Origin of the sequence: Novosphingobium resinovorum, from assembly GCF_036352595.1 — a bacterium.
Taxonomy (GTDB): Bacteria; Pseudomonadota; Alphaproteobacteria; order Sphingomonadales; family Sphingomonadaceae; genus Novosphingobium; species Novosphingobium resinovorum_B.
Genome location: NZ_JAZFAX010000073.1, coordinates 1 through 8,747, shown reverse-complemented (window position 1 = coordinate 8,747; position 8,747 = coordinate 1). Strand labels below are relative to the sequence as shown.

The window sequence follows — 8,747 nt, the reverse complement described above, 5'->3', positions numbered from 1 at the left end:
GCTCCCGAAGCAGCAATGCCGCCATGGCTGCCCTCCGGTTCCGCTTCGCTCCACCTACGGACAACCATGGCACCGGAGACGGTTCTGCACTAACAATCAACACGGACCACTCAGTGGGGGCCGGTCAGCTCCCGTCACCCCGCCTTCCTGCGCGATATGCTGCTGCAGATAAGTAACGGTCTGCCACCCGGAAGCAACGGCTTCGATTTCAGGAATCTAAAGGTGGAAAGGCAGAAACTTGGCGGAGAATGGTTAGCTACGGTCAGGTTCCTCATATCTGTCGCCGGAGAACGCGACCAATCGATGCGCGCAGTCGCCTCTTTCGATCCGGAAAACTGTAAGACTGGGGAGTGGTCGGTCCATCGAGGAGAGGAGGTGAGCAGTCATTAAGTAAGTTCTGAGCGTGTTCGGCTTCATCTTCCTCATGCGGGGAGAAAAGGCAGTCGGTCTGCTGTTGGACCATAGAAAGCTGCAGCTGAGCCACTGAATCGCGTCACCGGCGTGTGGATCGGTTGTCGAAAGTGCGCGAAATTTCGCTCACTCCTGTGATGAAACTGTCAGCGTGCGATACATCAAGCTGTTCGCAGAACTCGGGTCGCCAAGGTGTCGCTACGCTGCTATCGCCGTTTATCCTGCATCCTGAAACGGGCTTTGCGGCCTTGCGTGCTACGTTCACTCGCGAGGACAGGTTTCTTCGAGCGTAGCGTAAGGTACTAAGAAAATGACATTCGACAGGGGAAATCGCGGTTACGGTGGTGACCGGCTCGGCGGTGGCGATGATCGCTGGGGCGGCGGCAACGACCGTTTTGGCGGTGGTGACCGGTTCGGCGGCAGCGGTGATCGATTCGGTGGTGGCCAGGGCGGCGGTTTCGGTGGATCGCGCGGTGGCGGCTTTGGCGGCGGCGGTTCGCGCGGCGGCCCGGGCCAGATCGTGGGGCAGGGCCGTGGTACGGTCAAGTTCTTCAACCCCGACAAGGGTTTCGGCTTCATCCAGCTTGAGGGTGGCGGCGACGATGCATTCGTGCACATCAGCGCCGTGCAGTCCGCCGGCCTCGAAACGCTGGCCGAAGGCCAGCAGCTGGAATTCCAGCTGGTCGAGCGGAACGGCAAGGTTTCCGCGTCCGAACTGACCATCGTCGGTGAGGTCATCGTTGCCGAACGCCGCGAGCGCGCACCGGCTCCTGCCCAGCGCCAGTCGACTGGCGAGAAGGCCACCGGCACCGTCAAGTTCTTCAACGGCACCAAGGGCTTTGGCTTCATCGTGCGCGATGACGGCCAGCCTGACGCATTCGTGCACATCAGTGCCGTCGAGCGTTCCGGTCTGCATGGTCTGTCGGAAGGCGATCAGCTCGAATTCGAGATTGAGATCGACCGCCGCGGCAAGGCATCTGCCGTGAATCTGGTCCAGCGCTGACCGGTCCGGCCATCGCTGCGGCAAGTGGCCATGGCCTCATCTTCGGCTTTCCTCGATCGTATAGTGATCGGGGAAAGCACTGGCTGGCCGAAGCTCCTTGGCTGTATGCCTTCGACAGGCTGCGCGCGCGGGCACGGATTTGCATCTTGCAGGCCCACGCACCACATATCCTGCTGCGAGCATCGGCTTTCTTCCGGAACTGATGACCGGCAGCGGTTCATTGCCGCCTGATGATCTGAGAACCTAACCCTGTCATGGCGCCATCATCGCCATGAAATGGCCAATAAGACGACAACGGATTACATGACCAACGACGATCGCAGCGGCGACAACGATTCTCCCCTTCTTGACGTGGACAAGGGCTCGGTCCAGCGATTCATCGCACGCGCCAAAAGCCAGGGCGTCATCACGGTCAAGGAACTGAACGCCGCGCTGCCGCAGGACCAGATGACCACCGACCAGATCGAGGACATCATGGCCGCGATCTCGGAAATGGGCGTCAAGATCGTCGAGAACGACGATGATGACGATGAAGACGGCGAGCAGGAAGACGGCGTGGACGCCGTCGATGGTCGCGATGACGAAAGCGGTTCTGATTCCGACTTCGACGAAGGCAATTCCCGGCGCCGTCCCGGAGAAACCCGCAAGGCCGACACGGCCGCGCGTTCCGACGATCCGGTCCGCATGTACCTGCAGGAAATGGGCGCCGCCGAGATGCTCAGTCGCGAGGGCGAGGCCGCCATCGCCAAGCGCATCGAAGCCGGCCGCGACATGATGATCATGGGGCTCTGCGAAAGCCCTATGACCTTCCACGCGATCATCGGGTGGTCCGAAGCGCTCAACAACGGCGAGATGCAGCTTCGCGAGATTCTCGATCTCGACGCGATGCTCTCCAAGGAGCCGCAGCCGGAAAACCTGGGCGAGGACGGTGAGGGCGACGGCGAGATTTCCGCTGCCACGACCGGTCCGACCTTCAAGGACGATGACGATTCCGGCGAGGACAACTCGGAAGAAGTCGACGAGGACGGCAACCCGATACCCAAGCGCAGGGTCGAGGACGATGAAGAGGACAACACCCTCTCCCTCGGCCAGATGGAAGCCGCGCTGACGCCGGAAGCGCTGGAGAAATTCGCGCTCATCACCGAACTGTTCCGCACCTTCGAGCGCCTGCAGAGCGATCGTCTCGAAGCGCTGGCGCTGGGCATCGATTTCCCGGCCACGAAGGAAGAGCAGTACCTGCAACTGCGCGAAGACCTCACCGCGCAGGTGGAATCGGTGCAGTTCCATGCGACCAAGATCGAACATCTGGTCGACAACCTCTACACCTTCAACCGCCGCCTGACGACGCTGGGCGGCCAGATGCTGCGTCTGGCCGAACGCCACAAGGTCAAGCGCGCCGATTTCCTCGAAGCCTACACGGGCCGCGAACTGGACGACGCCTGGGTCGCCGAAGTGGCCGGGACGGACAAGAAGTGGGCTGCCTTCGCGGAAAACGAGGCTGAACCTGCCGAGCGCATCCGCCTTGAAGTCTCGGACATCGCCACCGCCACCGGCATGGCGCTCCCCGAGTTCCGCCGCATCGTCAACATGGTCCAGAAGGCGGAACGCGAAGCACGCATCGCCAAGAAGGAAATGGTCGAGGCGAACCTGCGTCTGGTGATCTCGATCGCCAAGAAGTACACGAACCGCGGCCTTCAGTTCCTGGATCTCATCCAGGAAGGCAACATCGGCCTGATGAAGGCGGTCGACAAGTTCCAGTACCGCCGCGGCTATAAGTTCTCGACGTACGCGACCTGGTGGATCAGGCAGGCGATCACGCGCTCGATCGCGGATCAGGCCCGCACGATCCGCATCCCGGTCCACATGATCGAGACGATCAACAAGCTGGTGCGCACCAGTCGCCAGTTCCTCCATGACCAGGGCCGCGAGCCCACGCCCGAGGAAATGGCCGAGAAGCTGTCGATGCCCCTTGAGAAGGTGAAGCGGGTCCTGAAGATCGCCAAGGAGCCGATCAGCCTCGAAACGCCGATCGGCGATGAGGAAGACAGCAGCCTCGGCAACTTCATTCAGGACGAGAACGCCGTCATCCCGGTGGACGCGGCGATCCAGAACAACCTGAAGGAAATGATCACGCGCACGCTGGCATCGCTGACACCTCGTGAGGAGCGTGTGCTGCGCATGCGCTTCGGCATCGGCATGCCGACCGATCACACGCTTGAGGAAGTCGGCCAGCAGTTCTCGGTGACCCGCGAACGTATTCGCCAGATTGAAGCGAAGGCGCTGCGCAAACTCAAGCACCCGAGCCGGTCACGCATCATGCGAGCGTTCCTCGATTAAGGATGGGCCGCTCAACATCTGACTGAATTGCGGACGGTCTGCACCTGAGGATCGAAAATTCACCGCTTAGGGTCTTGAATGGGTCGGCTGCGATGGGCAGTGCCTTGGACTTATCTGCCATTCCCAAGCCGAAAGTTGGACGGCAGTTTACGTAGAAAGCGGCCGGTCACACATCCGGAAGGGCGGATACCCGATCGGAGCTCAGCCGGCTTTTTAGCGCCGTAGAGCGATGGCAATTGATGGTCGGCGACTTTTGGCAATCGTCTCATCCCGTGCTGGTCCATGCCGCTGGCCTCAATTTCGCCTGAGGCTCTCGAAGTGGCTTCTGCGATAGAAGGTGGGGTCCGGCCTCTGGATGAAGAAGGCCATCGGAACGTGATCGGCATGATGGTCGACGTTCGACATGAGCAGCAGCCGGTTGACGGTGTTGTCGCGGATGCCGCCGGACGGAGCGATGCATTCGATTCTTGCGGGAAGCGAGGGCGCGTCGTGCTTGCGGATCTCCGCGCCCATCCCGGCGTGGGCACGCGCGAACCGGCCCTTCAGCTGGGAAGCCCAGTTCGGCTTCGGCTTGCGGTCTTTGGCGGTGAGATATCGAACGGCGTCGTGGACGAGGCTGCGATAGGCTTGGCTCGCGCCGGTGGCGTGCGCCCGCTCCACTGCTTCCTGGGAACCGAGGAAATTGTGCTCGGCTTCCCGCACCGCGGTCCGGAACTCGGGAACGAGCTGCGGCGGCTTTCCCGGCAGCAGGCGGGACATGCCTCTTAGCTCCTTCCATCTATGGGGGCTGTCCGTCACGATGATCGCGCCCGTCGCCTGCGCGAGATAGAGCGAAAGTTCTAGGTTCGGCGCCATGTGCTGCAGCATCAGCAGCCCTCCATCCGAAATGACGGAACCCGCGTCATCCGAGTGGAGCGGTGCCAGGGGATCGAGGATCCTGTCCAATCGGAACGCTTCTACCATCCGATCAATGTCCTCGGGAGGCATATCGGGTTTCGACCTCCTGAGCATGCATCGCTGCATGTCCTCGGACGCGCTTAGGAAGGAGTGATGGAAGTCGTCCTCAGGCAGCCACCTGCTACGGATGTCGGCGACGGGTTTCGGCTGGAACTCCGTCCTCTCCTTAGCCATCTGCCATATCTCGCTGCGCAGATGCGGATCGAATATGCAGGGATCGGGAAAAAGCGTGACGATGCCGGCGTCGATCAGAGGCATCATGTCGAGCAGCAGGGCAACGTCCTTCAGCACCTGCTGGCGGAACGCCGCCGGGTTCTTCGTCGGGTTCGACTTGGGCGGCACACATCGGGCATGCACGAACGGGTTCTGGATCAGTATCTCGCCGAAGTAGTTCGGCGCTCCGATGGCGAACTCGGTGATCATGCGAGGATCGATGAGCCCCGTGAATAGACTGCGGAGCCGTCCGTCCGGCTTCGGTAGCAGGGAGATGAGGTCGGTGTCTCTCGGCCAGAGCCAAACGAACGTCTGGTAGATCTTGGCGATCTTTTCGTCGGTCAGCTCTTCGCGGGCCCTGCGCCAATCACCGTGCTCGGCGAGGCCGGTGATGTTGAGAATGGCCCGCGCGTGCAGGATGTTGCGCTCGCGGATGCCTCGCTCGCTCCACGAGGGACGCAGGTCGACCGGGCGCGACAGGCAGCAGTCTCGATAGCTGTGCGGAGAGCCGCAGCCGCAGAAGTCCTTTTTCGACTGCGGCAGCTCTGCTGCCGGCCGATCCAGTATCGGCGGGCGTGGGTCTGACCGTCCGAACTGGTCCTGATAGTCCACGCCGCCGCCTTCATAGCCGATGTAGATCTCGCCGCCGAACGAGAAAAGCTGGTCGGAGGGCGGGAGCAGAGTTTCCTGGATTCCCTTCCAGTCGGTATCGACCTCCGTCTCCGGATAGAGCCACTCGCGCCGGCCTGCTGCGACATGCTCGTTGGCGCGCGACTTGATCACATGGTTGATCCGGATCACCTCGGCGTCCGACAGCTTGCGGCTGCGGATGAAGGCTTCGGCGTTGATGAGGCTGTTGCCGAAACTGCGGGCGTTGGTGCGCTTGCGACACGGGTCGTTCAGTTGCGGGTCCTGCGCGTATTCGAGGTTGGTGAGGATGAAGCAGGAGTCTCGATCGAGCGGGAAAATCGTCTGGGTCGCCTTCCAGGATATCTGCGGATCTTCCGGAAAGGCGCATCGCGGATCGCTCGGCTGGACCGCGCGGTTGTAGACGGTGACGGGATGGTCGCTGATGATGAACTTCACGCCGGCGTCCTCGGCGGACACGATCTCCCGAACGCATTCGCTCCAGAGCGTGCAGTGCATCATCCGGACGCCCTGCATCTCCATCATCAGTTCGTTCTGATCGAGCGAGGGATAGTGGCGGCGGAGCCACTCGAGCCCTTTCGGCGTCCGCAGCTTCTGAGCGTCCATGACCTCGAAGAAGTTCTCGAACTCCTCGATCCTAGCCTCCAGGTCGTCCGCCCTGAACGCTTCCAGAGCCTTAGGACCTTTGCCGTCGATCCCGCCGAACAGCTTCCGCTCGATCTCGTCGTTGATGTCGAAGCCGAAATAGGAGGTCGTGTATAGATCGTCCTTATGGAAGCACTGGCTCGTGTATGAATCAAAGCGGGTCCGCCCCGGCTTCAGAGAGCCATCACTCTGTCGGTGCATCTCGGGATTGAGATGCAGGTACGCCAGCTTCTCGCGACCAGGTTCGAGAAAGCCACGCTGATACCATTGAGGCACATAGTGATTGTCACGGGACTTCGACATTTCCCCAGGATCGTGCCGTATGACTTGATGGCATGGCAATCGTTCCCCGCCGACATCAGACTTTAGCGCAACAGATAGTTGTGGATGAGCGTCTGGCCTCGACGAGCGGCGAGAAGGGTGAGCGAGGTCGGGCGCTAGAACCGTCAGGTGCCTCTGGCCCTCTTCGCCTTTGGCAGCTTCACCATGTTCGGGGCGTCGCAGCGATACATGTCCCCGAAGTAGGGAACGATGGTCCCGTCATCGATGTATTCGCCGCCGAAGGCGCACTTCCCTTCGCGAGGCGGCATGTCGTCTGCGGGGAGAATGACGCGCTTGGCGTTACGCTTCGCGACGAGGCTCTTCGGCGGAATCGTCATCTCTACGCTCCTCAGGGAATCGCACGGACGGGTATGGCGGTAGGCCGGTCGGCGGCCTCCTTGTGCAGGTTGATGAGCTGCTGGAGCAGCGTGAAGATCTGGGCGTTGCGGATGCCTGTCTTCGGGGTGTTGACCAAGCCGTATCGCTTGCCGCGATAGCTAGCCTGCGCAAGCGCGTCCTTGGGCGCACCCTCGGCGATCTCGAAGAGTGGCTCACCATCCAGCTTGACGTTCTTGCCGCCATCGAACTGCAGATAGGCGCCGATGTATCGATACAACCCTTCCGGCGACCGGAAGGAGATGTCCATCGTGACCGGAACTTCGGTAAGATTGCCCTGTATGCTGAGCAGCGCCAGGCCGTTTCCGATATAGATCGCGTCGGCGGAAGCCGCCGCAGGGCGCGGAAAGTCAATCTTCGCGCCGCTGCTCAGCAGGAAGTCCTTCTCAAGCGTGTAGCCTCTGGCGGGCACGGTGCATTCCTTGAGATCGGGTCGGAGAAATATTCGCGGCACTCGCTTTTCGGGCGAGACCTTCGTCAGGAACAGGCTGGCGTCGCCGGTCGGGTCGTCTCCGATTCCGGTCTTGTTCGACAGTCCAAACTTCTCGCCGTCGATGACGGTGACCTTGTCGATGGCGAGCGGGATCGTCTTCCCATCGGTACCCCTGGTCAGGCGGGAGACCGCGACGATGTTGCTGGCAGAGCTCTCGATCATGCCCGCGTCGAGCCCATAGCACTCGACGAACGTGGCGAACTTCTTGGAGGCTTCGGCATCGGCAGGGTTGTTCACGTATCTCAGAATCCGCATTCCGGCAGGCCGGCCCCCAGCGGCCTCTTTAAGACGGAACTCGACCTGGACGATCGAGAGGAACTCGATCACACGGTTGTCCATGCCTAGTCGGAGAAGCGTCTCGACGGTGGGGCAGGGCAGGGCCGTCGTGATCCCCTGATAGAACTTCTGGGTGTCGAAGACCGCGACGTCGAACGCCGTGCCCGAGACGATCTGTCCGGAGATCTGGGGCGTGTAAAGGTCGACGCCCTCGGCGATCGTCGAGCTCGACGAAGTACCTCGGACCGGAGTCGTGACGACGCTGTTCACAATAGAAGTGGAGGGCTGGGCGCCAAGCGCGCTTAGAGCGGTCGTCGTCGAGTTCGTAGTGACGGTGGTGTCGCTGCCCGTGGCGCCGATGACGCTCGTGAGACCTTCGCCGCGAAGCTGGCCGTTGACGCTCGCGCTTGCGGTCAGATTGATGTTTCCGCGGAACTGGGAGACCGAGGAGAACTGCGTCGGCATTCCGTCGCGCGCCCGAAGTATGTTTATCAGCGTCTGCACGTTGTTCATTTCACCCAGCGCGGCGTTGTATTCTACGCCAAAGCGCTGAACTTGCGTCGGAAAGGCGCAACCTTGAAGTAAAAGTACTAGGCAGACCATTGGTTAATTCCGAATCATCTCGCGCGTCCCCCCAGGATTCCGATTCGTGACCGAAGAATACAGAAATTACTAAAATCATTTCAATGGATTTCGTATCCGTGTCGATCCTTTTTCTGCGACTTGGAGGAGTGCTGTGTGATAGTCGCGTAACCTTTCGGACCGCAGTGCGTAAGGGCCGTGAGACGGGAACTGGACCTTCGGATTCGAGACTTCGGCTCTCCAGCAGCGGACCGTCACTTCGCCGCGCAGATGGGCCAGGTGCGCAGCGTCCTTCTCCCCCAAGCCGCCAGCCTGATCCGCAGACGCATGGGCGAAGAGAGCTGGAGACCCGCAAAAACCGGGTAATTTCTGGCGAAGCGGGCTGGTTTGATGACGTCGAGGCTTCGGGGCGCACCAAGGGCATCGTTCGGACCAATTTCCATCATGCCCGGCGTTGATTTCGCC

At 61.1% G+C, this 8,747-nt stretch carries 7 protein-coding genes; 3 read left to right on the top strand and 4 right to left on the bottom strand.

Annotated features, from left to right (window positions below):
* The 3 genes from V2S85_RS26430 to rpoD form a co-directional block, all read left to right on the top strand.
* On the top strand, positions 1–93 hold a 93-nt coding region (locus V2S85_RS26430; protein ID WP_330703511.1), incomplete at its 5' end, for an integrase catalytic subunit.
* Positions 94–721: 628 nt separating this feature from the next.
* On the top strand, positions 722–1,414 hold the full coding sequence (locus V2S85_RS26425) for a cold-shock protein (RefSeq protein WP_330705768.1): 693 nt from the start codon (positions 722–724) through the stop codon (positions 1,412–1,414).
* Positions 1,415–1,717: 303 nt separating this feature from the next.
* Positions 1,718–3,751 carry an RNA polymerase sigma factor RpoD gene (gene rpoD, locus V2S85_RS26420; RefSeq protein WP_330705767.1) on the top strand — a complete coding sequence of 678 codons (2,034 nt, stop codon included), beginning with the start codon at positions 1,718–1,720 and terminating at the stop codon, positions 3,749–3,751.
* Between the two features lie 294 nt (positions 3,752–4,045).
* Here rpoD and V2S85_RS26415 read toward each other — a convergent pair whose 3' ends face one another.
* From V2S85_RS26415 to V2S85_RS26400, 4 genes are all read right to left on the bottom strand, one after another.
* Complete coding sequence (locus V2S85_RS26415) at positions 4,046–6,517, bottom strand: DUF4238 domain-containing protein (protein ID WP_330705766.1); 2,472 nt, start codon at positions 6,515–6,517, stop codon at positions 4,046–4,048.
* Positions 6,518–6,660: 143 nt separating this feature from the next.
* Positions 6,661–6,873: a hypothetical protein gene (locus tag V2S85_RS26410; RefSeq protein ID WP_330705765.1), complete on the bottom strand. Its 213-nt coding sequence runs from the start codon at positions 6,871–6,873 to the stop codon at positions 6,661–6,663.
* 11 nt (positions 6,874–6,884) lie between these two features.
* Complete coding sequence (locus tag V2S85_RS26405; protein ID WP_330705764.1) at positions 6,885–8,303, bottom strand: hypothetical protein; 1,419 nt, start codon at positions 8,301–8,303, stop codon at positions 6,885–6,887.
* Between the two features lie 233 nt (positions 8,304–8,536).
* A partial coding sequence (locus V2S85_RS26400) for a hypothetical protein (RefSeq protein WP_330705763.1) occupies positions 8,537–8,747 on the bottom strand: 211 nt, incomplete at its 5' end.